The organism is Pedobacter kyungheensis, from assembly GCF_000812965.1.
Lineage (GTDB): Bacteria > Bacteroidota > Bacteroidia > Sphingobacteriales > Sphingobacteriaceae > Pedobacter > Pedobacter kyungheensis.
This window is the reverse complement of record NZ_JSYN01000043.1, coordinates 32188-57124: the sequence shown is the minus strand read 5'-3', so window position 1 is coordinate 57124 and position 24937 is coordinate 32188. Positions and strand designations below refer to the sequence as shown.

Here is a 24937-nt window from a genome sequence, read left to right as displayed (position 1 = left end):
GCCTTCTTCGGTTTGAATGAAATCGATACTGTTATTGGTGTACTGAATACCATCAATATAATTGGTGGCGGTACCACCAGCTTGTTTTTGTAGTTTTTGTCCGGCAGCATCATAGGTATAGCTTACATTCGGGCCTGCAATAGAAACAGGCAGGTTAAGGTAATTGTAATCAATGTTTGTAATGCCCCTGGCCGTATTGGTTTTCTGGTTACCGTTAACATCGTAGCTGTAAGTACTGTTAATAAAACCACTAATAGCTGTTAACTTATTACCATCGTAACCGGTATAGCTGTTGGTAGTAAGATTATCGCGGGTTAAACTAGCAATATTCCCCATTACATCGTAACTAATGGCTTCACTCATCGGTACACCTGCAACTGTTGCTGCAGTTTGCAGTCTATTCAGCTTATCATAACCGTAGTTAAAAATATTTGCAGTTGGGTTTGCGGTATTTGTCCAATCCCAGTATTGTTTGGTAATGTTACCGTTGTAGCCTTGTGCAACACCATCCTGATAATCGAGTTGCATGCTAAACTGATCGGAAGTGCTGTTCTTCATCCAACCACGTTCGTTGTAGGCAAAGATAGTAGCCTGGCTATCGTTGTGCAGGTTCTTTTTAGTCAGCTGGCCAATTTCATTGTACTCCAGGTGATTCAAAGCTACCTCGCCCTGGTTATTGATGTTTTCGAAAGTAGCCAGTTTACGGCCGGCATGGTCGTACTCATAACGGTTGGCAATGGTAGTAACTACCCCACCTACCGTGTGCGTACGGGTACTGGCTTTCAGGCTGCCATCAAAGTTCCAGGTATTATCTACCACATCGGTACCATTTAAGTGGTTGCTGCTTTTGCTTTGTACTATACGCCCTTCCAGATCATAATAATTGGTGGTGAGCAGCATGGCACCCGTGCCCAGGTTCTTCACTTTGGTACCTGTTAACAGGCTTTTGGTACGCGCTGCAGGAGCCTGGCTGCCTGAGGGCGGCCCAAAGCTATTCCCTGCAAAATCGTAATCATCGTAATAGTTTACCGTATGGTAAGCTGTAATACTGGTTGGAATGGTTGTATTGGTATAACCGATCCCGCTGGCATCGGCATTGTTACGGGTTTCCCACAAGGGCTGGTTAATATTTGTTTGGTTATCTACCGAGCCCTGCAAAGCTGCACGACTGTTACCATCGGTATAAAGCCCTGTAATAATTACCCTACCCAAGGCATCATATTTTGTAAACAACCATTGGCTATTATTCCGCTGGTTGGCATCCTGGCTCATCACCACCTGATCGAGTTTGTTGTAAACCATAAACTCCCAGTCTTTACCCGGGATTTTCTTTTCTACTAACCTTTTTCGCCCATCGTAATGGTAACCGTAAATAAACTGATCGAAAACATTCTGGGTTTCGTCAAAGCTGCTTAAGGCCTGTCCGTTTTCGTTTATAGCGGGTGGCAATACATAACGCAGGTTACCCAAATCATCGTACACATAATAGGTACTCAGGCTTTTGCTATTGGTTTCCCAAACCCGTTTCAATACCACACGCCCTTCAAAATCTTTAAACTCTTCGGTGGTACCGGCATTGCCCGATACCCAGTTTTCGTCTTTAACAATGGTTTTGTAGAGTTTACCCGGCAGGTAAGCACCCGCTGTTGCGCCATTGTCGCCAATGTTTATCGTCCACAGTTTCACTTCATCCTGCGCATTGGTGCCATAATCGGTTTTAAGCGTATGGCCCGCACTGATTTGCCAGTCGGCACCAGGCGCACCTTGTTGCAACACACGGTTAAGCGGCGAGGCTTCGAAAACCGTTTCGGCAAAGGGATAGGCGGTAGCTTTTACACCAGCTGTAGGACTGTTGTAAAAAGCCAGCTGATCTGCCAGCGCAGCTGCGCGGTAATTGCCTGTGGTGCCGCTTTGTGCAGCATAGGGCTGGTATTTAAATTGCTCGCGGCCAAAAGCATCGTAAGCTACAGGCTGTACAATATCTTTAAAGCCGGGGCTACCCTGTACCTGCACGGTTTGCAAGGGCCTGCCCAGGCCATCTAAATACTGGATGGTCTGGTTTTCTTCGCAAATGTTACGGCTGTTGCCCAGAGTAGCATCGGTTACAGGTATTTTAAAGCTGCGCGTAAGAATATAATTTTGGTTGGTGCTAGGTGTTGAGGAGAGTGGTTGGCAGTTAAGGTAGCTTAGCCCGGTGGTAAAAATACGTACCGGCCCGGTGGTTTGGAAACCATCAATAAGCGTTACACTGGTGGGGGCACTGATTTCTCTTTCGCCATTATGCACCGATACCACTTTTTGGGCAAAGGCATGGCTACCAAACAACAAGAACGCTGCTGTAGCAAAGTGTTTAATTTGTTTTTTCATCGGGAGCGTTAGTTTTTATAGTGATAATCAGTTTGTTTTAAAATATTGCCATTCTGGTCTTTTACGGCTTTTAAGCGCTGAAAGGCATCGTACTCATAATAGGTAGTCATGCCTTTGGCATCGGTACTGCTGGTCATGCCAACAAGGGGGCTATAAGTATAACTAGTAATTTGGGCATTAGGCAACCCACTTCTTAAAGAAGCAAGGAAATTAGCTACCTCTGTAGCTGAAGGGTTGGAATTACGGAATGTGTTTATATTGTTTGTACCACCTAACAATGCTTCGATAGAAGAGTATTCGGCATTTTGTATTTTGGCAATTACAAACCTACCATAATAACTATAAATATAGCTTGTATTAATTTGTTCTTCTTTTGTTAATTTTATCAAATTATTATTTCCATCATAGCTAAAATCTGCTCTCTTTTCATATTTGGTAAGGTCTATCGCTGTTCCTGAATACATTGGCACTGAAGATGGCGCTAAGGCAATATTGTTTTTTAAATTATAATAAGCGCTTGGAAACATCCCACCGCCAGCTTTGTAAGCAGTAATTTCGGCATCTACAAGGCGGTCTGTACTTCCATTGTTAAGCATAACCCTCTTTTCAACCACGGGGCTAGAAACATAGCCATAGTTTTGGTCATAATCCTTTGGATAGCGGAAAAGGATGCTATATTTTTCTCCTTTACTTGTACTAATTTCTTGACGGGTAAGCTTACCATGATTTGGATTATCGTAAAAATACTTGTTTTCTACAGTTGCGTATTTTGTCGTATCGGCTGGATTGTAAACCGTTTCTACACTTCGTTTTAAAAATGGCCATGAAGAAACCATTGAAAAAAATTCAGACTTAAATACAGGAGCTACGAAACCTACCGGTTGCTGGCTTTGAATAGAGTTAAATCCTACAACATAACGCTCGTTTAATGCAGGATTATCATGCCCCAGTACCGTATTATAATCATTTGTAACTTTTTTTACAGGGAAATAATTATTAGACTGAATACTGAACTTATAATCTATCGTTTCTATTGGCAATCCTGCAATCCAATCATGCGCGTATAAAGGAGCAAAAGGAAAATTTGCTTTAGATGAATTGCTCGTTGATTCTGAAAAACGATGCAAGGTATATCCTTTTGCCGATTTGGTTTCGTTATATTCGATTACATCCGTATAATAAACAGGGCTCCCCTTTATAGAAACCAGTGGCACGCTAGATGACTGAGCCTTAAAATGACATTCAGGGTAATTTCCAGTTACTTGAATCCTATTGGAAATATCATAACTGTAATAAATCTCAAATTTATTAACACCAGATGACTCCCCGCTTTTCTTCTTATATTCAAAACGCCTTGTATTTGCCAATCCCAGCTCATTGCCGGTAAAGTCTAAAATAGAGGCAATACGTAGTCCTCCTGCAAGTACCTCATTTGATTCATATTCCTGATAAGACCATTCCAATTTAAAGTTCCCGGGGTAACTGCCAGTAGTCTCCACTTCTAGACTATACTGTCCTGGTTGAAGTGTAGTGTAAGGATCGCCATCAAAGTTGCTCGTTCCCGCAAAATAAGTAACAACATTCCCTTGTCCATCAAGTATTCTGGCCCTGCAGTTTATTGCCAAACCAGTCTCAGGGTCAGTTTGTTGGCCAGATGTGAGTTTAAAGTAAGCTTTAAAAGCTGTCGAACCATCAACAACAGTAAAGGGTCTGGTAATAACTGTATTGTCTTGTGATAAGGCTGTAACATATGCAATTTTATTTTCAATACCAGATTTTACGGCCCTGTTACCTTCGTAATTAAACACTGTACTTCCACCAGTTGGATAAATTATCTTTTTTAAAATCCCAGCTTGAGTTGCAAATTCAACCGGCTCCCTATTAGCACCAACAGGAAAGTTGTTAAATGCATCTGCCGGAAGCAATGTGGTATTGCTTGCCGCATTATAATAGCCCCAATGATCTTGGTTCTTAGACAATCTGTTCGGCAAAGATTGTATATCGTAAGAGAATTGATATGCCGGCTTACCTTCCTCTTGAATAGAAAGTAACCTTAACCGGAAATTATCTTGTGGCTGTACTGCTCCATCAGCGGTTGTATGGGTATATGAAAATAAATAGCTAACCAGCGGAGTGGTTGACGATGCATCTAAAACTTTAATGTTGGTTAGTGCCTTAGCTCCTTGTAAATCAAGCCGATCGAAATTATATTCAAAATTAACAGTTTCACCATTTGAGCAACTAATAGAAGTTAGTCTGCTGTCATGAGCATAAGTATAGCTTTGGCTCACAACATCCTGTTTCGAGCAAAATCCCTGAGTTGTAAAATACCGGGTTTCAGAAGGCTGGTTCCAAAATGTTGTAACTGATGTAGTGTTGTAATTAAAATCAACTTGTTCATTATTAACACTAATAATTTTTGAAAGTAAAAAACTGGTATTTGTCTGATTGTTGGTATTCGATACGTCTAGCGTTTTAAACTCATACACATTATCATTTTCATCAGTTACCTTAAAACCTAAGGTACTCCCAAGAAATTCAATTTTAATGGGGTCATATGGAACCGTTACGATCTTCGCTGATCTATCAAAGAAAAATTTTATAGACTTCCCTGGAAGACTTAGAAAAAACATATCGGGTTGGGTATCTACTGTACGAAGATTTACTGATGAATTTAGGAGTATAAATTCAGGATAATTCACATAGGTATTAATAACTTCATTTCCAAAGTCCGCGGTGGTATTACTATACCCTTCACTCTGACTTGCAGTTTGTAGCCATCCACCTTCCTGGATATCTGGCAATCCATTTACTGAACATGTTATGGCACCACCAGCCGCTAAACTCCAACCTAAACCTACATTGCTGGCTATATCATTTACTTTGTTCCCTGCTGCATGATAACTTACAGCAAGCGGTATAGTTAAACTTTTTAGTTTAATACTGTATAAAGGAATATTAATTTCAGGTACACCTGTAAAAAGTCCAACCGGAATTTCTCCATATCTTCCTAAAGAGGCTGCGTTTGGAGATGTTGGCTTTACCTCAAGATCCGGCATATTTATATTTTGCGATGATTGCCCCATTACTTGAAGAGCAGAGCATATCATAATTATTTTTAAGATGGTTTTTCTTATCATATTAGAGAGTATTTATTTTAAAAAAAATGAATTTGAATTGGAGGCATATTCCATGATAAATCGGCCAATTAAACACTTGAATTTTATAGTTAAAAATCCAGCGATTCGTGCGATGCAAGGTTTGGTAAAGCATTATTTATAGATTAATTATTATTTAAAAACTACTACTCATCTGGAACATCGGCAAATACATGGCAATGAGGATTACCCCTACTACCAAGCCCAGAAAGATGATGATTAAAGGTTCGAGCAGGCCGCTGATGGCGTTGGTTTTGTACTCTACTTCTTCGGTATATTGTTCGGCCAGCTGCTCAAAAAAGTATTCGAGGCGGTTTACTTCTTCGGCTATTTTAATCATCTGGATAAATTTGGCCGGGTAAAAGCTGTATTTGGCCAGGGCCGATGAAAGGCTGCTGCCGAGCAGGATATCCTTTTCGGCCAGGCGGAGCGAATTTTCGACCGGGTAAAAAGTAATCATTTGCCTTACCAGTTCGAGGGCCTGCAGCAAGGGGGTATTGGTTTCGGTGAGCAGGCGCATGGTATTGGCAAAACGGGCCAGGTAAACTTTGCGGGTAATTTCGCCCACCAGGGGGATGCGCAGCAAGAGCAATGCAGCTCCTTTTTTAAACCAGAATTTATTGCGGTTAATGAAATAAAGCGCAACGAGTGCCAGCAGCGTAAACAGCATGAGGTAGATGTAGCGATCGAACCAATCGGAAAAACTAACGATAAGCGAAGTGATGTAAGGCAACTTGCCGCCAAAGCGTTTAAATACATCGGCAAACATGGGCACCACAAACTTGATCATGAAAAATACCGCTGCAAAAGAGGTAAACAGTACGAGCAAGGGATAGGTAATGGCGCCGATAATTTTACGTTGCTGGCTGATTTTAGCTTTGTAGTATTTGGCCAGCTCGCCGAGTACCTCGCCCAGTTTACCGGTTTCTTCGCCAATTTTAACGCTGTAATATTCGTACGGACTGAACTTAGATTCGGCCTGCATGGTTTCGGAAAGCGATTTACCGGCTATTACCTGCTTTTGCACCGCAGCAAAAAGCTCCACATCCTTTTTGTGGCTATACGAACCTGAGGTAAGCTCGAGGGCTGAGCGGATATCGATACCGGAGCGAATAAGCGTACCGAGTTCGTTGTAAAAACCTTCCTTTTTCTTATCAGAAAGTTTCCCTTTGCTAAAAGAGATGTCTTTGCTGAGAAAAGCAAATGCCCCGCCCCCTTCTTTTTGCTGAGGGGCGCTGTCTTTTTTCTGGTATTTTGAAATATCTATTGATGGCATGTTAATGAAGTAAATCGTGCGCGCTGTACAATTTGGTTAAGGCAATGGGAATTGCAGGTTGTTTATCGGGTGTGAGCATGAAGTTAACCTGATCAACAGTATCCAGCTCGAGGGTTTCCCTGCCTTCGAAAAGGAAATGGGTTTGTGCAGGTGTTACATGAAAGCTATCGGTACGTAAATCTTTTACCTTCCTTAACACGGCTTTTTCTGCAAAATGGTACGATATGCCGAGGCTATCGCCTACAATATCGATCCCATCGGTGCTTCTGATGAGGTAACGTCCCCTTAAAATGTCTTTCTCCATGGTTCTGCGTAAGGTTAGTACTTCTTCGGCCACAGCATTTCTTTTTTGGAAAGCCTGAAAATAATCGCCCACCATACCATAAGCGGTATAGCAGATACTGATGCATATGGCGGCCAAAAGCATGGCGATGGCTACTTCCATCAGGGTATAAGCCTCAATCCGTTGTGTTTTCATTGTTCTTTTTTAAAAGGAACCTGATACTGCCGGCCTGCGCCCCGTTATCGGTTGCTTTAATTTCTAAAATCTCCATGCCTGCCTTCTCCTGTTTCAGGGTACTGCATTCGTAATCGATACTATCAATAACCTGATGACCGCTTTCTATTTTGCCGTTTTTAATGGCCTGTTGCCTGAGCCATTCGAGCTGCTGGTTTACACGTACTTTACGCATAGAAACCCCGGTGCTGAGCACGTTAGAAAACAGCCCCATGGCAATGGAGAAAACCACCATGATAATTACCATGGCAATGAGTACCTCAATCAGTGTAGAGGCCTGAAGTTGTTTGCCTTTTAATTTTCCCATCGCAATATCTTCTTGTTTTCGGCCACGCCGGTAAATATGGCCGAACTGAGGTACATGCGGTTCCGGGCCTTCCGGTTTAAAACCACATCAATTAAAAAATTTTCGTAAAGGGTTGCAGGTGTTTGCATAATAAAACGGTTGCAGGAAACTTTGCCTGCCACTTTAACCTGCTTACCGAGCTTAAGCAAGCCGGTTGCATAAACCTCGCCCTGCACGCTGCTTTGCTCACCAATGCTTACCAGCGTTTGCAAGGCAGATCTTTTGGGTTCGTAACTGAAAATGATGCCTTCGAAGCGGTTATTTTTCCCCAGTGTAATCTTAGCCTGATCGACCATTTTTTCTCTACTCACCAATCCCAATACAGATGGATAAGTTAGCGTAACCGCATTGCCCAGGGTAATGGAATCGCGTGCAAAAAGCTGGCAATTGCCTTTAAAACCATCGGCCACCACAATGCTTTTGGCGTAAATGATGGTATTATCGAGCTGCGCGGTGGCAGCAATCTTTACAGTGGTATCTGAATACAATATAACCTGACCTGAAAGCTGGGTACCGAGCTGGCTCAGGGCGGATGCGTTAAACTTTTTAGCTTCAGCGAAAAAAGAAACCTGTTCATCGCCCCCATTTAAAGTGGGAAGTTTTGCCGGATCAAAATCGAGCTCGGTTTCTATTTCCTTAATCCATTTGCTTTCGAGGCCATTTAAAGTCCGTTTACTGTCGCTAATTTTACCATAAACCAGCTGATCGCCTGAGTAGGGCCGGCTATCGACATACGATTTACGCATACCAGCCTTGGGCACTTCTGCATTGCCGGTAATGCGGGTATCGCCACTAACGGATAAAGGCCGGTCTTCATCGCTGAGGTACACGGCTACGGCATCGCTGGTGGTTTCGTGCCCCATTAAAAAAACCTGTTTAAGGGTATCGGTCAGTACAAAACTTTTAACGGTTGCCAGGTTAAAAATGCCCCAGTGTTTTTGCTCAATTAATACGCTATCGGTTTCATCGCCAAAAAGATCTAAAGCAAGGTTGTTTTGTTCGTTAGCTGCATCTTGTGCCAGTACATAAGCAATACCCGAATCCATATTGCGGCTAAGCCGGGCCATGCGTACTTCTTTGAGGTAACTACCCCGGTAATGCGCAGCCAGCATAATGAGCGAGGCACAAATTACCGCGATGATAAATGCTACAATAATGGAAAAATATAAAGCACCTGCTTTAAGCATATTTAGGGTTCATTTGTTTGTTGGTCATTGGTTCATTAGTCAATAGTTCATTGCAAATTGTTTATTGGTCATTAGTTCATTGGTCATTGGTTCATTTCCAAATTGATAATTGTTTATTGCTAATTGGTTATTGGTTATTGCTAATTGGTCATTCGTTCATTGCTAATTGATAATTGCTTTTGGTTAACTGGTTAATTGTTCAAGTTGGTTAATCGATTATGAGATAAACTGAAAACTGCCAACTGAAAACTGATAACTGCCAACTAAAAACTGCCTAATGCTTAACTTTCTTCTTCAGTTCATCAATCTCCTTTTGCTGCTGAATGATATAGAGCGTTAATTCCTCCACTTTTTGCAGCAAGCGGGTTTGCAAATCGCTTATACCCACACCTTCCTGCTGCATGGTTTTAGCGGATGGTATTTCGGGCAGGTGGCGGTTTTGTTTCACAAACTTTTCGAGGTCGGCAATGGGGCGCAAAGGGTAGCCATTTTCGAAAACAAAATCGGCTCCGGTGGTATTTACTACAATTTCGTTGGCACGCACTTTACCATTTACATCTACTTTATAAGCCGTATTGGCCTGGGTTGTTTTTCCAATCAGGAGGTTCCCTCCATCTGTAAGCTGCATAGCTGCGTCGGCCACAAACGGTGCACCAACTGTTTCTTCACTTGCACTTTTCGTGTAAAACTTTATCCCGCCGAAACTGAAATTATCGCCCAGTACAATTGCATTCCTCGACATATTACCGTAGGAATAAGTTAAGCCTGCAACGGTAGTACTCGGCTTTAAACCATGTGCCAATACTAAACCTGCAGATGAATACATGCTACCTAAAGTATTATACTCACTTGAACCAACTATACCAAAGCCCAGATAATTTCCACCTGTGGGATTTTCGAGGTTAATGCTGCCGTTAACGCTAAGCCTTTGAGTAGGATATGTAGTGCCAATACCGGTGTTTCCGCTACTTAATATTGTTAACTTTGGATTATTATAATCACCCTTGGCAACCATCCATTCCCCAGCTAATAAATTACCGAAAAACCAATTATTGGTACCATCAGTAAGTCTGGTTTGCACACCCTGGGTGTATCCCCCATCATTGGTATTTCTTTGCAGAAAAAGCGTTGGCGAGTAATCGTATACCACCGGGCTACCAGCTGTTGGGTAACTGTTGTTTTGGGCAAAGCCCGATAAAGCAGCTATTAGCAGCGGCAAAGCGAGTAGTTTTTTCATCATTTATTTATTTTCGGTTAGTTTTTTAAGCAATGTTTCCATTTCTTTTTGTTTGGCAGCGATGTTGCGCAACTCTTTATCTTTTTCAATGAGGTGTAATGTTAATTCCTCAATCTTTTTCTGTTGTAGCTTAACCACTTCACCTAACACTAAACCATTGGTTTCGATCTCTCTGGCAGACGGCATCTCAGGCAGGTGTTTATTGGCTTTGATGTAACTTTCCAACCCTTCCAACGTTCCAACTTTATAACCTTCCTCAAAAACATAATCGGGCCAGTTGCTGGCTTCTACTTTAATTTCTTTAGCCCGTATTTTGCCGTTTACGGCCAGTTTTTCGGTTGGATTAACAGTACCAATACCCACATTACCGTTTTGGCCATTTAAAAATAGCCTGCTGGTTAACTGCGATTGTTCATCACGGCTCCTGAAGTTAAAACTGCCATAAATTGTACCTGCTGTATTTGAATAAAGGTTATCAAAATAGGTATTCGCATCGGCCGTGTAATAATAAATATTTGAACCCGCATAAGCACTGTTTTGATAGCGCATAGAAAGTCCTGGGCGTTGTCCATCAGCGGTAGATTGGATATCAACAGTAGGATTCTCACCTCTTAGGGTAAGTAAATTATCTGGATTTGCAGTACCAATGCCAACATATTTGTTGGGTAGTATTTTCAGGGCAGTATTATTACCTCCTCCACGCCAGTTGAACTCAATTGGTAACCGGTTTCCACTTGGATCAAGAGGAGCTTCAAACAATAAGCCTGTCTGGAACTGCGAATAAATAGCGGTTTTCTGGTAGACAGACCCATCAAGCCCATCACCCCAAATACTCAAGGGCGAATTTTGTGCAAAGCTGCTCTGAACCGCAAATAAGGGCAATAAGAGCATTAATTTAATCAGGTATTTCATTTTATATCAATATTAACGGGTTTTATTTTGCTGTTGCAGCAGCATATTGAGTTTTTGATCGAGCTCGCTTACTTTCGCTTCCATTTTTTTCAGTTTGTTGATTTCCTTGTCTTTTTCGATCAGGTGCAGGGTAAGTTCTTCTATTTTTTGGAGTAAAAGTTTATTCATTTCGCCCAGTTCGATTCCATTTGCGGTTACCTCTTTTGCACTGGGTACTTCTGGCAGGTGTTTATTCGCCTTAATGTAACTTTCCAACCCTTCCAACGTTCCAACTTTATAATCTTCTTCAAAAACATAATCGGGCCAGTTGCTGGCTTCTACTTTAATTTCTTTCGCGCGGATTTTGCCGTTTACCGACAATCTTTCGGTAGGATTGGTTGTATTGATACCAACATTGCCGTAAGCATCAATTCGTAATTTTTCTTCATTGGCATTAGTGCTGAAACTAATAAACCCTCCGGTTACATCTCCACCTCTATGGAAATTGATAGCACTGTTCGTTTGACCGTAAAAGTTATGTACAATTGAAAAGCTTTCTCCTCCTACGACATTGGTATTATGGCCTTGTATACCCAAAAAAGTTCCATTCCCAGCATAATCACCCTCAGGTAATCTTCCAAATACTGCGCCTAAAGCTCCATTAGGGATTGGGGTGGTAATGTCAAAAACAGCACGCGGCGCAGAATGCCCAACACTTATGTTTGCAGCTTCGATAAATAAATTATCATAGCCAGTTGTTATATCATAAGCACCAATCCTTGCATAGCCTGGATAGCCTCCAACGAAAGCATATTTGTTTGGATTTGCCACTGATCTGAATTGAATTTCCTTATTTGTGGTAGTACCCCTATCGGTAACTGATTGTAAAGTTTCCTGGGCAAAGCTGTTTATGCATAAAACGGCAAAGCTTAGCGTTAATATCAGTTTCATATTACTTTTTTGTAGCGTTTATATTTTCAAGCTTTTTTAAGCGTTCTTCAAAAACGGCCAGCAGCTCTGCCTGCGATTTTAATTGTTTGGCCTGTTGCACAGCATTTTTATCTTTCTCAATTAAATGTAGCGTGAGTTCTTCTACCTTCTTTAACAAAAGCTTATTCATTTCGCCCAGTTCGATTCCGTTTGTGGCTACTTCTTTTGCACTGGGTACTTCCGGCAGATGTTTATTTGCCTTAATGTAACTTTCCAACCCTTCCAACGTTCCAACTTTATAACCTTCCTCAAAAACATAATCGGGCCAGCCTGTTGCTTCTACCTTTACTTCCCTTGCCCTAATGTTGCCATTAACCGCTAAACGTTCGGTGCCAAAAGATTCGGTACCAATACCTACTTTCCCATCTGCCCCAACCACCATGTGGATATAATATTTTCCATCGACCCAGTTTGTGGTTCCCAATACAAAACGGTCGTCGCCGCTGCCGTAATCATCGCCAATATTTACTCTTAAATCGCTTATATTAGCTGCTCTATTAAATCTATACATGGACAGTTCATCTCCATTGAAGCTTGTTCCATTAAAATAAATCCTGTTTCCTGCACCTACTACTGTACTTCCATCTATGCCGATGGATAAATTACCATCAATAATTTGGCTCTGTGCCCTGGCACCGGCCAGCGAACAGGCTAAAACGAGTGTTAAATAGATTTTTTTCATAGCTTATTTAGTTGTTTTTTGTAATTGATCGAGTTGTTTTTGCTGTGCCACATTTTCCTTTTTAAGCTCGATAACATAGAGGGTTAATTCTTCTATCTTTTTAAGCAGGAGCTTATTCATTTCGCCCAACGCTACACCGTTGGCCTCCACTTCTTTTGCGTTTGGTACTTCTGGCAGGTGTTTGTTGGTTTTGATGTAACTTTCCAACCCTTCCAACGTTCCAACTTTATAATCTTCTTCAAAAACATAATCGGGCCAGTTGCTGGCTTCTACTTTAATTTCTTTCGCACGGATTTTACCGTTTACGGCTAGTTTTTCGTCAGGTGTTGCTATTCCGATCCCAACATTTCCCTGAGGCCTGATTGTTATTGCTTCAATTTTTGTTTCATTGTTAACGGTATACAGGCTTAAAGAACCTTTAACATATCCAGTTCCTCCATCTAATAATTTAGCCTGAATTCCACCAATTTCAGGTGTGCTACCATTGTTTACCGTATTCTTAAAAACAATTCCTGCCCCTTTATCGCCCTCTATTGTAGTTTTAGTCAAACTCAATTGATCGTAGTTATTACCAGTAGTGACTTCCAATTTAGTTGTTGGTATAGTTGTTCCAATACCTACACTGCCTGTAATCCCTAAAAACATTCCTGTTTGATAATTAAGGAGTTCATAATTATTTTGAGATCCTGCATATTGAAATTGAAGACCTGTTCCACCATTATCAATATTGGTTGTCAATCTCATCCCATAAGAGGTATTTTGCCCTGAATGGTTAACAAACTCTAAAGCACTATTTCCATTTCCGATTTGCCCAAGCTTAACAGTTTCAAAATTATATACTCCAGGAATGCTGATCTGTTTAGCTGCTATCTCCGATCCTAAATTTCCCAATTGGAGTCCTGTTAATGGACTTGTAGTTCCTATCCCCACATTCTTATCAATAGAAAGTCCCAGGTTATGAAACCTTGCATTTTCTGAGCTATTATAAGGCATTATCAGTTTACCATCTTCTGCACCATTGCTTAACCAAAAATTAAAACCAGTTGGTACCAGTTTTTTGGTATAGGTATTTGCTAAACTAAAATTTACACCAAAAATAGATGAAGCAGCTCCAGTATTTATACCTAGAGAAGTGCTATTGCCATTTTGAGTAACTGTTTGCAAATCCTGTGCGCTACCTGTTAACCAAAGTATTGTTAAAGCAAATAAAAGGTTAACTCGTTTTATTCTTATATTGTCAATCATAATGTTTGGTTTTGGCATAATTACTTGTTTGAAGCTATCTTTTTGACTAAAGCTTCTAAATCATGCTGTTTAGCTTCTATCTGTTGTAATCTTTTGTTCGAATTTTGTAGTTCTTTATCTTTTTCAATCAAATGCAGGGTAAGTTCTTCTACTTTTTTAAGCAATAACTTATTCATTTCGCCCAGCTGCACGCCATTTTCTGCTACTTCTTTTGCGCTCGGTACTTCTGGCAGGTGTTTGTTGGTTTTGATGTAACTTTCCAACCCTTCCAACGTTCCAACTTTATAATCTTCTTCAAAAACATAATCGGGCCAGTTGGCGGCTTCTACTTTAATTTCTTTCGCGCGGATTTTGCCGTTTACGGCTAGTTTTTCGGTTGGGTTGGCGGTACCAATGCCTACGTTACCGCTTGTTAGAATATTAAAGTGATCATCGTTATTATGCCTGATACTAAATTTCGAAGACATCGCTTCAGGGAATTTAACAAATGACCATTGCCCTAAACCAGTACCAGCATTACCCGGCACTGCTCCTAGAGCTATGCTTGCATAACCTGAAGTAGCACTTGGTAAACGAAGATTTTCATTATAATTAGTGCCATCAGGATTAGAAATAATGGCAGTTCCACTTACATCAAGTTTTACAATTGGGTTGTTTGTTCCGAGACCAAAATTTCCGTTCTCATTACTCACCAACAAAGATCGCCAAGATTCCCAACCTGTACTCTCAAAACCAGAGCGGAGATAAATCTTACTATCATCACCAAAAGCTAGTTCGTGTGCCTTTCCACCTGAGTCATCGGCCCAACCTCTTAAACCTAACACTGTTTGGTAAAATCCAGTAGAAAGGCCCAGTACTGACGTGGCTTTAAAATGAGCCTCGAAAGAACGGTTGTAAGTATACGGCATCGTTGGTGTTGCTCTTGTGTCCTGAACAGTCAATACAGTTTGTGCCAATAAAACATGGGTTGTTAATGCAAACAAACAGGTCGTTATAAATTTCTTCACCATATTATTTTTTAGTTTTAAACAGTACTTCAAGTTTTGAAATTCTGTCTTCCTGCGATTGGTTTTTGGCTTGCTCCTGTTTCAATGCTTTATCTTTTTCAATTAAGTGCAGGGTAAGTTCTTCTACTTTTTGCAGCAATAACTTATTCATTTCGCCCAGCTGCACGCCATTCTCTGCTACCTCTTTAGCGCTCGGTATTTCAGGCAGGTGTTTATTGGTTTTGATGTAACTTTCCAACTCCTCCAACGTTCCAACCTTATAGCCTTCTTCAAAAACATAATCGGGCCAGTTGGCAGTTTCTACCTTAATTTCGTGTGCGCGGATTTTACCGTTTACGGAGAGTTTTTCGTTAGGTGTTAAAGTGCCGATACCAATATTCCCATTCGGGTTTATGGCCAGCGAATTAATATCAACTCCATCGGCTTTAACCACATTCATTCTAATTTCACCATCTAACAACCTTAAATATGAACCACCCCTAATTGTATTTATTCTGGTAGTTCCGCCAGCTGGAGTGACGAAATTGCTTACATTATTGCCTATTCCGGCACCTGTCCAGGTTAAGCCGGGTTCGCTAGCCCAAAGTGTAAGGTTAGCTTGCTGGCTTGGAGAAGGATGAGGATAAAAAAGGCTTAAATTGGTATCACCGTGTCCACCAACAATCTGTAAAGGATGGGCAGGTGTAAGTGTACCGATCCCCACATATCCCTGTTCTGGAAAAGTATTGGTTTGGCCAACAGCCATTTGCGCCAGCAACAAAAAGGCCGGCAATAAAATCTTAGTCTTCATAATGCGTTTAGATAGTAGGTTTTACCCTATTTATTTTTTTGATTAATTAATAATTCTAATTGTTGTTTCAATTCGAGATGGCTTTTTTCTAACGCCTCAATCTTCTGTTGCTGCCCTTTAATTGCCAGGTCTTCATGTTGTAATTGTTTGTCTTTTTCAATTAAATGCAGGGTAAGTTCTTCTACTTTTTTTAGCAATAGCTTATTCATTTCGCCCAGCTGAACGCCATTTTCTACTACTTCTTTTGCACTCGGTATTTCAGGCAAATGTTTATTGGCCTTGATGTAACTTTCCAATTCTTCCAACGTTCCAACCTTATAACCTGCCTTAAAAACATAATCGGGCCAGTTAGTAGCTTCTACTTTAATCTCGCGGGCACGTATTTTGCCGTTTACGGCTAGTTTTTCTGATGGGTTGGTTGTTCCGATGCCCATGTTACCTGCGCCACTGATGGTAACGGCCTCTACTTTTGAAGAGCCAGCTTTGGTATAAAAGCTTAAAGATCCGGTTACATTACCAGTACTTCCATCTAATAACCTGGCCTGTACCCCGCCAATTTCTGTAGTGCTACCATCATCGACAAGGTTTCTAAAAATAACTCCGGCTCCTTTGTAGTATTCAACAGTATTTTTGGTCAAACCAATCTGATCGTAATCAGTGCTTGTAGTAACTTCTAATTTGGTTGAAGGCGTAAGCGTGCCTATTCCAACTTTGCCACTTCCATCAATAATCATCCGTGCTTCTCCCCAGGTAAAAAGCTTAATTCCTGCATAACCCGACATATACATATAGGGAGGGATGTTCATTGCTTCACTATACCAACCTAAACCATAATGAGCTACAGGTTTTCCTAAATAGTTAAACTGATCGGCGACGTCCCATGCTACTGCCGGGCCATTGCCGCCGGCATCAAAAGTTTGTGCCTTAGCAAGAGTGCCAACAGCAAGCATTGCGATTAATACCAGCCTTTTCATTTATTTTTTCTTTTTAATTGCATTAATTTGATTCTTAAGTAACCTGATTTGTTTACCCTGTTGTAAAAGCTTTTCATTTTGAGTACCGATAGACTTATTCTGCTCAATCAGATATAGGGTAAGTTCTTCTATTTTTTGCTGTTGGAGTTTGAGCATTTCACTCACCGCAATTCCATTGGTTTCTACATCTTTAGCAGCAGGCATTTCGGGCAAATGTTTATTGGCCTTAATGTAACTTTCCAACTCTTCCAACGTTCCAACCTTGTAACCTTTTTCAAAAACATAATCGGGCCAGTTGTTGGCTTCTACTTTTATCTCTCGGGCGCGGATTTTACCGTTTACAGAGAGTTTTTCTGATGGTACAGTAGTGCCGATCCCAAAATTACCATTGGTTAATATGGTAACCGCTTTAGTTTCGCTATTGCCAACCGAAAAACCAATCCCATCAAAAGCCCTGATTAAGAGGTCGTTTCCCGAGCGTTTAAAACCAGCAATCGTATTTCCTCCCAAATCAGTATGTTTTAACCAATAGCCATCAATACTGTTGTATTTCAAGTCAACTGCTCCAGCCACTTCAAGCTTTGAAGTTGGTGTTGAGGTGCCTACACCAAGGTTTCCTCCAGAAAGTGTCATATGGGTTGCAGCCATATCGCCCCAGGTCTGCTCGCCGGTATAAGGGTTTCTTTCCCACCATGTTCTGGTGTTTAACTGTGGCTGCAAAAAAGAAATGTCAACGGCAATGCCATCATGTAATGAGGCAGAAAACCAATCAACACCAGCTTTATTTCGATAAAGCCATAATTTATGCATCATGTTGTTTCCAGTCGTACCTCCAACACTAGATATTTCAAATGCATCTCCTTTCGCCCCGCCTAATTGAGCATTACCATTTTTGGAAAAACCCAGAACAATTGTTAGTACTATTATTATTTTTTTCATTTTATTTTTTATTAAGCTCAATCTTATCTAAGCGTTTCATAATATTCTTTATGACACTTTCTTGCTGGGTTTGTATTGCCTTTAATTGTGTATTTTGGGTTTCCAATTTGTTTATCGACTTATCTTTCTCAATTAAGTGCAGGGTAAGTTCTTCTACTTTTTTCAGCAATAACTTATTCATTTCGCCCAGCTGAACGCCATTTTCTGCTACTTCTTTTGCGCTCGGTATTTCAGGCAGGTGTTTATTGGCCTTGATGTAACTTTCCAACTCCTCCAACGTTCCAACCTTATAACCTGCTTCAAAAACATAATCGGGCCAATTGGCAGTTTCAACCTTAATTTCGTGCGCCCTGATTTTACCGTTTACGGAGAGTTTTTCACGTGGTGAGATGGTGCCTATCCCAACATCGCCCTTACCTGATATGGTTAATTCGGTTGAATAAAGCCCGGCTACACTTGAAGGAATAAGCTGAACATAATCAACATATACATCGGTTACTCCAGGCTGGTAATTCATTCCCCGCATTTCCAAATTGGTAATTCCGTGTGGTATAGCTACTGGAATACTGATTAATTGCCACTCGTTACTGGCTTTAAACATGCTGGGTGAAATCCATATTGCTCCGTGCACTATATAGCCATACTGACTTACAATATCCAGCATAAAAAGATTGGCGTTTGAGGTATTGGCAGCAACCTTTAGCCTTACCTGAAAGAGATAGTTACCAGCAGCAACCGGTACATAAGGGCCTGCCCAGATGGTTCCGCCAGCACTGTTGGCTGGCCTGAACATACAAGTGCCACCATTAGCACTGGCATCATTAACCATGGTAGTGCCCTCAATCACATTAAGTCCGTTACTTTCATCATGAAAGATGTTTGAAATAGCGCCCTGAGAGAAACAGTTGTCAACAAATGCAGCGAAAATGAATATTAAAAATAGTTTTTTCATGTTAATTTATTTTTTGTTTTTATGTTCAACGGCATCCATCCTTTTTAAAAGCAGATTAATCTGTTTGTCCTTTTCAATTAAGTGCAGGGTAAGTTCTTCTACTTTTTGCAGCAGTTTTATATTCAGTTCGCCCAGGTTAACACCTTCTTTTACCATTTGCTGTGCGGTAGGGATTTCGGGCAGATGTTTATTGGTTTTTACGTATTGTTCGAGCTCAGCTAAAGCCGGTAGTTTATATCCCGGTTCGAATACAAAATCGGCACCTGCATTAGTGGTAACCTTAATTTCTCGGGCACCAATTTTGCCAGCTACGGTAAGTTTGTCTTGCGGGTTAGCGGTACCTATGCCCACATTACCATTGGCCAGCGCTTTTATGGCAATTGCCGCTCCGTTCTGAGCATCCATTAAATTACCCACATACAGCTCCCATTCGTTGGTCATGGGTAAAAATTGGTTAACGGTTAAATCGTTACCGGTTGCATTGAGGGGAGTAAACGTATCGTTAAAATTGATTGATCTGATTTTGATATAAACAGTAAGTGGGTCGCTTTTAACCCCATAGATATTTGTGGCACGCACTCTAAATTTTGGATTACTGTAATGAGGATTACAATCAATGGTAAAATTTTGTTGCTGATCTACATATTTGTTTTTGTTGATACAACCAACCTCGCGCCATAGATTTGGATTGACATGAGAGATTGCAGCAATATGGGTAGCCGCTGCAGCAATATAGCCCCGGAGATAACTAATCGAAATTTCGTAATAACCTGAGGCACCTGCAGAAATGGGTTGCACCCCTACAAATTCAATATAATCGCCAACCGCAAAGTTAGCGGGGAAAGTTACATTGGTTTCATAATAATCGGCCTTTGAGTTTAAAACAGTATTTCCCTGTGTTTTTTCTGCTGCATGAATATTACTTTTTGTAAAGATGAATAAGAGCATTAAGATAGCATAGCGTTTCATTTTCGTTTGGTTTTAGGTGTAGTTTTTTGTTTTTCTATGAGTTGTTTTTCGAGTGCTTTAATTTTCTTTTCCTGTGCAACTACGTGCAGGGTAAGTTCTTCCTGGTTTTTTAAGAGTTTTTTTACCAAATCGCCCAGGTCTACCCCATTATTTTCAGCCTCTTTAGCATTGGGTATTCCCGGTAAGTGTTTATTGGCCTTGATATAACTTTCCAATGCTTCCAACGTTCCAACCTGATAACCTGCTTCAAAAACATAATCGGGCCAGTTACTGGCCTCTACTTTAATTTCTTTGGCACGTATATTACCGTTAACGGAGAGTTTATCGGTTGGGAAGTTTATTCCAATCCCAATATTTCCATTACCTAAGATTCTTAAAAGCTGTTTCTCCTGACTGGCATTATTAAAACTGTAAAATGCAAATCCTCCGTGTGAACCATATCCTTCATTAGCTACAAAATCCGATTCTCCACCTCCACCTGTCCTATTATGCCCAATAAGCATTTTTCCAGTGCTTGCCAGATTCTGATAGGCAACGGGGTTTCCATAGGCATCTAAATTTGCAATGTGGCCGCCAAGTTTTGTGGTGCCCTGAACATCTAATGTTGCACTTGGTTCAACTGTACCAATCCCCACATTTCCATTATATTGCCAGGTCATTGCGTGCTGATCGGGTATATTACTCTGATTATTTGCTCCATTGATGTAGAGGTCTAATCTCGAACCCCAAACCGAAGGGCCACCGTGTGTGATCTTAAATTCAGCAGATTCGTTATAACTGTAATTTGGAGTACCATAACGTGTGAGCCTTAATGCCGATTGGCTTGCAGCTACAACGCCATTTGGTCTACTATCCGGCCCAACAAAAACATGTAGTGGGGCTTCCGGATCAGTTGTTCCAACACCAACTGCCCCATTGGCAGGAAAAGTATTCTGGGCATCGGCCAGATTGCTGCCACACAGCAGAGCAAAAGCAATTAAATATTTGAAATTCATCAGGCTAAGGTTTTGGTTTATCCGTTTTTGGTTTAGTGTCTTCAAGTGCTGTTACCCTTTTAATCAGGGCATCAACTTGCTTATCTTTTTCGATCAGGTAAAGGGTAAGTTCTTCTATTTTTTGCTGCTGTAGCTTTAGCATTTCACTTACTGCAATTCCGTTTGTTTCTACTTCTTTGGCAGAAGGCATATCAGGCAGGTGTTTATTGGCCTTGATGTAACTTTCCAACTTTTGCAACGTTTCAACCTTGTAACCCTCCTCAAAAACATAATCGGGCCAGTTGTTAGCTTCTACTTTGATTTCGCGGGCGCGGATTTTGCCGTTTACAGCCAATTCATAGTCTCTTGGTGTTTGTGTTTTAATGCCAACATTGCCAGAAAAATAGCCTTGAGTAGCGATAACACTCTGAAGCCCTAATAGTGAAGCAATTGTGGGTTCATTGCCATTTACTACTTCCACCCTTGGCGCATAAAAGTACTGACGGTCGTTTACATTGGGGTCGTAGTATAGGTAAGATCGAACATTGGTAGCCGTAGCGCCAACAGCGAATTTAAAATCAACTATATCTGCCACTTTACTGCCATTTAACCCATCGTAAATGCCTCCGTAACTCATTGTGGAGGCATCGCCGCTACCGTGGATATAACCGACCACTAAAAACCATTTATTCAGTTCAGGCAGATCTCCATACCAGAAATATGGATTGATATGCTGTTCACCATTTAAGTCGTTTACATTATCTGTTCCGAAATAGCTATAGCCATCATTCGAGTTTGTTTTTTTCAGCCAGATGGAAAACCGGTACATTTTGGTATGATCGATAGTAAAAGCACTATGATCGAAGCCGCCATCAGCGTTACTTTGGCCCTCTGGTTTGGCTTCCCATAAAATAGCTCTTTTACCCTGAGGCCCTTCGCCCCAAATCCTGGTATTTTCTATTGGCTGACCATTTGCATTAAATGCTCCTGCACTACCCGAGCCTACAGTCCAGCTTTGCATATCGAGAATATTCTGGGCCTGTGTGTTATTAGTAGAAAAAATGCAAGTACAGGCGCAAATAAGTGCTATACTCCAAAAATTTGCTTTCATAAGTAGTTATTGATTCTTAATATTTAATACTGCCTCAATTTTAGTTAGCCTAACATCCTGAAGTTTATTATTTTCTTTTTCTTTTTTCAGTTCTTTATCTTTTTGTATCAGCAATAAAGTAAGCTCTTCGATCTTTTTCTGCTGTAGTTTTAGCATTTCACTTACGGCAATTCCGTTTGTTTCTACTTCTTTGGCAGAAGGCATATCTGGCAGGTGTTTATTGGCCTTGATGTAACTTTCCAAACTTTGCAACGTTTCAACCTTGTAACCCTCTTCAAAAACATAATCGGGCCAGTTAGTGGCTTCTACTTTGATTTCGCGGGCGCGGATTTTGCCGTTAACGGCTAACTTTTCTGTTGGATTAGTTGTGCCAATACCTAAGTTACCATTTTCATTAATCCGCATTTTTTCCTGCCCACCTGTTCCAAAAACAATGTTTTGATTCATATCGGGAACAGTAGAATAGGAACTGATATCTATGTATGACATTATACCAGGCGATGACCCGGCACCTGCACTCAATCTAAGCAATCCGTCATCAGCGCCATAGCCGCTTTGGCTATAACTCCTTATTTCGCCCCCTATTGCTTGTGTAGAAATTGCGGGTCTTAACGAGGTATTAATTATAGCAGACTGTAATGCCATATTTCCTGCTATATCTAATTTTGCATTTGGAGCAGTTGTACCAATCCCCACATAACCTAATCCTGTTCCATCTGTTTTCGTTGCGAGTATTGTATTTCCATTCCAGGATTTGATTAGGTCCAAATCGCCACCATCAGCATTGTTACCAACACCAAAGCCATGCTGGTAAACGCCTCTGAGTGCCCAGTTTTGTGCTCCGGTAATGCCCGAGTAGCCCAAAGCAACTATACCAGTAACGTTTTTGCCTGGGAAATTAGCCTGATCTAATATTACTTTCAGATTGCCATTAACCACAAGCCGCTCGTTGGGATTTTGAGTGCCAATACCTAAATTCCCCATCATGTAACTACTACCCCCTATCACTGAACTTAAAGAAATATTCGGGGTTTGTGGAGCACTCCAGGCAGAGAAATTGAAAGTATTGCCAGTAGTGCTAATACGCGAAGCACTCCCATTTGACCACCACATAATGCTACTGTCGTGCCGCGTTCCGCCAGCTGCGTCGCTACCAATTACAACATCGGCGGCATAGGGATTACTGGCATCCATAACGTTATTTCCAGTGGTAACAATTTGCGTTTGCGCCATAGCTATACTGCCTGCGCCGAGCAAAAATGAGAGCAATAAAATTTTCATTGTTTGGTTTTGGTTTATTTAAAAAGGTTAGCTATGTGCTATTTCTTTTTTAATGTTTTGATATACACATCCTGTGCTTCTACCTTTTTACTTAAACTAATCAGGTGAAGTGTTAATTCTTCTATTTTTTGCTGTTGCAGTTTTAGCATTTCACTTACAGCAATTCCGTTTGTTTCTACTTCTTTGGCAGAAGGCATTTCAGGCAGGTGCTTATTGGTCTTGATATAACTTTCCAACTTTTGCAACGTTTCAACCTTGTAACCCTCTTCAAAAACATAATCGGGCCAGTTGCTGGCTTCTACTTTGATTTCTTTGGCGCGAATTTTGCCGTTTACGGCTAACTTTTCTGTTGGATTAGTTATGCCAATCCCAACATTACCAAAAAAAATTCCGTTTGAGCTGAAATAGGCACTACCCATTAGGTTCGAACCACTTGGGTTAACATATTCATCTATCGCAGTTTTAAAAGATCTTGCCGGGCCATTTATTTCCTGATAGGGCAAAGCATTTTGCACCCCATCGTATACATTTATACTGAGTGGCGATGATTTACTATTAATCATGTAGGTTACTCCGCCTCCTTTTAGCCATATCAGAATGCAATTTGAACCATTACTTGAAGTTCCATCAATCCAGCCTGCAATAAAAGAGTTAGCAGAGTAAATGGTTGAATTTATAAACGAAGATCCATTTCCATAATTGGTCACATGATATTTAAAATTGGCAATCATTGAGCCTGTCCAACTTCCATTAAGATGTACATCAGCCCGGCCGATATTGATTTCAGTAAAAACATTATTGTTCCATTCAGCATCTGAAAAGCTTACCGGATAATATTTATCTGCATCGCCACCAACATTAATGGATGTTTGAGCACTTGTTACTATATGATATATTGTAAACAAGCAGAAAAAGATTAGTTTTTTCATTATTTATGCTTTGATGGTTTATTCGCTTTTAGTTGTGTTTGTTGGAGTGTGGATACTTTTTTATTCAGCTCAATGAGTTGCAGGGTAAGTTCTTCAATCTTTTTCTGCTGCATTTTTACCATTTCGCCCAATTGCAGGCCCTGGGCATCAATCTCTTTTGCAGAAGGCATATCTGGCAGGTGTTTATGCGTCTTGATATAACTTTCCAACGCTTCTAACGTTCCAACCTTGTAATCTTCTTCAAAAACATAATCGGGCCAGTTGCTGGTTTCTACTTTGATTTCGCGAGCGCGGATGTTGCCATTTACGGATAACTTTTCTCTAGGAGTGGCCGTGCCTATACCCACATCACCATTTGCTTTTATCGCCATTGAAAGCGGCCCTGTGAATGCCTGGCCTTCAGATACCGCCCCTGGTATATTTGTATAAAATAAAATACCTCCCTGATGACTCTGTCCATTTCCCGGAATTATGATCGAAGCCCCTGACATTGAACCATGGGTATTAGCAATTTTCTGATCATCATTATCAGAAACAAACAGATTAGAAGATATTAGTACTGTTCCATGATTATTTGAGCTGAAATTAGCATAACTCTTGGTGCTAGTATTGATATTTGTTTGACCGAAGGCGGCGTTAAAGCTTTTTATATTACCTAGTACATCCAATTTTGATGTTGGATTAGAAATTCCTATGCCCACATTACCACCATTGATATAATGATCGCCTTGCCCGCTTATCATTAACCTACCTGTTGATTCTACATTATTTTTAGAATCCAATAGCGTCATCCAATCAGACCAGGCATTTTGAGACCAAAAAGCTTCCCTATAGCGAATTTTAGAATTATCCCAGCCGGCAAAATAAAATTGTCCGGTTTGATGCCCATATAAACCATAAAATTCCATAACCGTTCCATAAGCAGTTGGTCCTCCGTTGTTGTAATTATCCCATAATTTTATCGACATGGGATTGATTGTTGTTCGCGGTGCATCAGAAAAATCGATATTCTGGTGGTTAAAGGTTAATTGATCCTGTTGAGCACACAGGAGACTTACAAATACCAGATTAAGGGCGAGCGTTAATATTATCTTCATAGTCTTGTTTGGTAATAA

22 protein-coding genes are annotated in these 24937 nt (G+C 40.8%); all 22 read right to left on the bottom strand.

Features of this window, described 5'->3' with window-relative positions:
* Window positions 1–2367 (bottom strand): DUF6443 domain-containing protein (locus OC25_RS25355; protein WP_039482766.1); only part of this gene is annotated, 2367 nt, incomplete at its 3' end.
* A gap of 8 nt (window positions 2368–2375) precedes the next feature.
* The gene (locus OC25_RS25350) at window positions 2376–5507 is read right to left on the bottom strand and encodes an RHS repeat domain-containing protein (protein WP_039482762.1); all 3132 of its coding nucleotides are present in this window, start codon (window positions 5505–5507) and stop codon (window positions 2376–2378) included.
* A gap of 154 nt (window positions 5508–5661) precedes the next feature.
* On the bottom strand, window positions 5662–6801 hold the full coding sequence (locus OC25_RS25345; RefSeq protein ID WP_039482760.1) for a type II secretion system F family protein: 1140 nt from the start codon (window positions 6799–6801) through the stop codon (window positions 5662–5664).
* 1 nt (window position 6802) lies between these two features.
* A complete protein-coding gene (locus OC25_RS25340; protein WP_039482758.1) occupies window positions 6803–7279 on the bottom strand; it encodes a PulJ/GspJ family protein in 477 nt (158 codons plus the stop codon).
* Window positions 7260–7625, bottom strand: coding sequence for a type II secretion system protein (locus OC25_RS25335; RefSeq protein ID WP_039482755.1), 366 nt, complete (start codon window positions 7623–7625; stop codon window positions 7260–7262). Before OC25_RS25335 ends, OC25_RS25340 begins: the two co-directional genes overlap by 20 nt.
* Entirely contained in the window at window positions 7613–8851 is a 1239-nt protein-coding gene (locus OC25_RS25330) for a hypothetical protein (protein ID WP_156131583.1), read from the bottom strand. Before OC25_RS25330 ends, OC25_RS25335 begins: the two co-directional genes overlap by 13 nt.
* Window positions 8852–9125: 274 nt before the next feature.
* Entirely contained in the window at window positions 9126–10091 is a 966-nt protein-coding gene (locus tag OC25_RS27235; protein WP_052266466.1) for a hypothetical protein, read from the bottom strand.
* The gene (locus OC25_RS28295; RefSeq protein ID WP_052266465.1) at window positions 10092–11000 is read right to left on the bottom strand and encodes a hypothetical protein; all 909 of its coding nucleotides are present in this window, start codon (window positions 10998–11000) and stop codon (window positions 10092–10094) included.
* Window positions 11001–11012: 12 nt separating this feature from the next.
* Window positions 11013–11930, bottom strand: a complete 918-nt coding sequence (locus OC25_RS28290; RefSeq protein ID WP_052266464.1) for a hypothetical protein — start codon at window positions 11928–11930, stop codon at window positions 11013–11015.
* Between the two features lies 1 nt (window position 11931).
* Entirely contained in the window at window positions 11932–12651 is a 720-nt protein-coding gene (locus OC25_RS27220) for a hypothetical protein (RefSeq protein WP_052266463.1), read from the bottom strand.
* Window positions 12652–12654: 3 nt separating this feature from the next.
* Window positions 12655–13896, bottom strand: coding sequence for a hypothetical protein (locus OC25_RS27215; protein ID WP_167335443.1), 1242 nt, complete (start codon window positions 13894–13896; stop codon window positions 12655–12657).
* A 20-nt stretch (window positions 13897–13916) separates the two neighbouring features.
* Window positions 13917–14879 (bottom strand): tail fiber protein, encoded by a 963-nt coding sequence (locus OC25_RS28285; protein WP_209435635.1) that lies wholly within the window; start codon window positions 14877–14879, stop codon window positions 13917–13919.
* A gap of 28 nt (window positions 14880–14907) precedes the next feature.
* Window positions 14908–15693 (bottom strand): hypothetical protein, encoded by a 786-nt coding sequence (locus tag OC25_RS27205; protein ID WP_156131581.1) that lies wholly within the window; start codon window positions 15691–15693, stop codon window positions 14908–14910.
* 26 nt (window positions 15694–15719) lie between these two features.
* Window positions 15720–16667: a hypothetical protein gene (locus tag OC25_RS27200; protein ID WP_052266459.1), complete on the bottom strand. Its 948-nt coding sequence runs from the start codon at window positions 16665–16667 to the stop codon at window positions 15720–15722.
* Window positions 16668–17606 (bottom strand): hypothetical protein, encoded by a 939-nt coding sequence (locus OC25_RS27195; protein WP_052266458.1) that lies wholly within the window; start codon window positions 17604–17606, stop codon window positions 16668–16670. It lies immediately after the preceding gene.
* Between the two features lies 1 nt (window position 17607).
* Window positions 17608–18558, bottom strand: coding sequence for a hypothetical protein (locus tag OC25_RS28280; RefSeq protein ID WP_052266457.1), 951 nt, complete (start codon window positions 18556–18558; stop codon window positions 17608–17610).
* Window positions 18559–18564: 6 nt separating this feature from the next.
* Complete coding sequence (locus tag OC25_RS27185) at window positions 18565–19527, bottom strand: hypothetical protein (protein ID WP_052266456.1); 963 nt, start codon at window positions 19525–19527, stop codon at window positions 18565–18567.
* Window positions 19524–20522, bottom strand: coding sequence for a hypothetical protein (locus OC25_RS27180; RefSeq protein WP_052266455.1), 999 nt, complete (start codon window positions 20520–20522; stop codon window positions 19524–19526). Before OC25_RS27180 ends, OC25_RS27185 begins: the two co-directional genes overlap by 4 nt.
* A gap of 4 nt (window positions 20523–20526) precedes the next feature.
* Window positions 20527–21612, bottom strand: coding sequence for a ubiquitin family protein (locus tag OC25_RS27175; RefSeq protein WP_052266454.1), 1086 nt, complete (start codon window positions 21610–21612; stop codon window positions 20527–20529).
* A gap of 6 nt (window positions 21613–21618) precedes the next feature.
* Entirely contained in the window at window positions 21619–22893 is a 1275-nt protein-coding gene (locus tag OC25_RS28275; RefSeq protein ID WP_052266453.1) for a hypothetical protein, read from the bottom strand.
* Between the two features lie 38 nt (window positions 22894–22931).
* Window positions 22932–23822: a hypothetical protein gene (locus OC25_RS27165; RefSeq protein ID WP_156131579.1), complete on the bottom strand. Its 891-nt coding sequence runs from the start codon at window positions 23820–23822 to the stop codon at window positions 22932–22934.
* Complete coding sequence (locus tag OC25_RS28270) at window positions 23822–24919, bottom strand: hypothetical protein (protein WP_052266451.1); 1098 nt, start codon at window positions 24917–24919, stop codon at window positions 23822–23824. Before OC25_RS28270 ends, OC25_RS27165 begins: the two co-directional genes overlap by 1 nt.
* Between the last annotated feature and the right edge of the window lie 18 nt (window positions 24920–24937).

Coding starts and splice junctions, on each gene's coding strand:
- OC25_RS28280 (WP_052266457.1), bottom strand. CDS start 18,558: ATGAAAAAACTATTTTTAATATTCATTTTCGCTGCATTTGTTGACAAC.
- OC25_RS27180 (WP_052266455.1), bottom strand. CDS start 20,522: ATGAATTTCAAATATTTAATTGCTTTTGCTCTGCTGTGTGGCAGCAAT.
- OC25_RS27165 (WP_156131579.1), bottom strand. CDS start 23,822: ATGAAAAAACTAATCTTTTTCTGCTTGTTTACAATATATCATATAGTA.
- OC25_RS25335 (WP_039482755.1), bottom strand. CDS start 7,625: ATGGGAAAATTAAAAGGCAAACAACTTCAGGCCTCTACACTGATTGAG.
- OC25_RS28295 (WP_052266465.1), bottom strand. CDS start 11,000: ATGAAATACCTGATTAAATTAATGCTCTTATTGCCCTTATTTGCGGTT.
- OC25_RS28270 (WP_052266451.1), bottom strand. CDS start 24,919: ATGAAGATAATATTAACGCTCGCCCTTAATCTGGTATTTGTAAGTCTC.
- OC25_RS27175 (WP_052266454.1), bottom strand. CDS start 21,612: ATGAAAGCAAATTTTTGGAGTATAGCACTTATTTGCGCCTGTACTTGC.
- OC25_RS27205 (WP_156131581.1), bottom strand. CDS start 15,693: ATGAAGACTAAGATTTTATTGCCGGCCTTTTTGTTGCTGGCGCAAATG.
- OC25_RS27235 (WP_052266466.1), bottom strand. CDS start 10,091: ATGATGAAAAAACTACTCGCTTTGCCGCTGCTAATAGCTGCTTTATCG.
- OC25_RS27215 (WP_167335443.1), bottom strand. CDS start 13,896: ATGATTGACAATATAAGAATAAAACGAGTTAACCTTTTATTTGCTTTA.
- OC25_RS25350 (WP_039482762.1), bottom strand. CDS start 5,507: ATGATAAGAAAAACCATCTTAAAAATAATTATGATATGCTCTGCTCTT.
- OC25_RS28290 (WP_052266464.1), bottom strand. CDS start 11,930: ATGAAACTGATATTAACGCTAAGCTTTGCCGTTTTATGCATAAACAGC.
- OC25_RS25340 (WP_039482758.1), bottom strand. CDS start 7,279: ATGAAAACACAACGGATTGAGGCTTATACCCTGATGGAAGTAGCCATC.
- OC25_RS27195 (WP_052266458.1), bottom strand. CDS start 17,606: ATGAAAAAAATAATAATAGTACTAACAATTGTTCTGGGTTTTTCCAAA.
- OC25_RS25345 (WP_039482760.1), bottom strand. CDS start 6,801: ATGCCATCAATAGATATTTCAAAATACCAGAAAAAAGACAGCGCCCCT.
- OC25_RS27185 (WP_052266456.1), bottom strand. CDS start 19,527: ATGAAACGCTATGCTATCTTAATGCTCTTATTCATCTTTACAAAAAGT.
- OC25_RS27220 (WP_052266463.1), bottom strand. CDS start 12,651: ATGAAAAAAATCTATTTAACACTCGTTTTAGCCTGTTCGCTGGCCGGT.
- OC25_RS25330 (WP_156131583.1), bottom strand. CDS start 8,851: ATGCTTAAAGCAGGTGCTTTATATTTTTCCATTATTGTAGCATTTATC.
- OC25_RS28275 (WP_052266453.1), bottom strand. CDS start 22,893: ATGAAAATTTTATTGCTCTCATTTTTGCTCGGCGCAGGCAGTATAGCT.
- OC25_RS27200 (WP_052266459.1), bottom strand. CDS start 16,667: ATGAAAAGGCTGGTATTAATCGCAATGCTTGCTGTTGGCACTCTTGCT.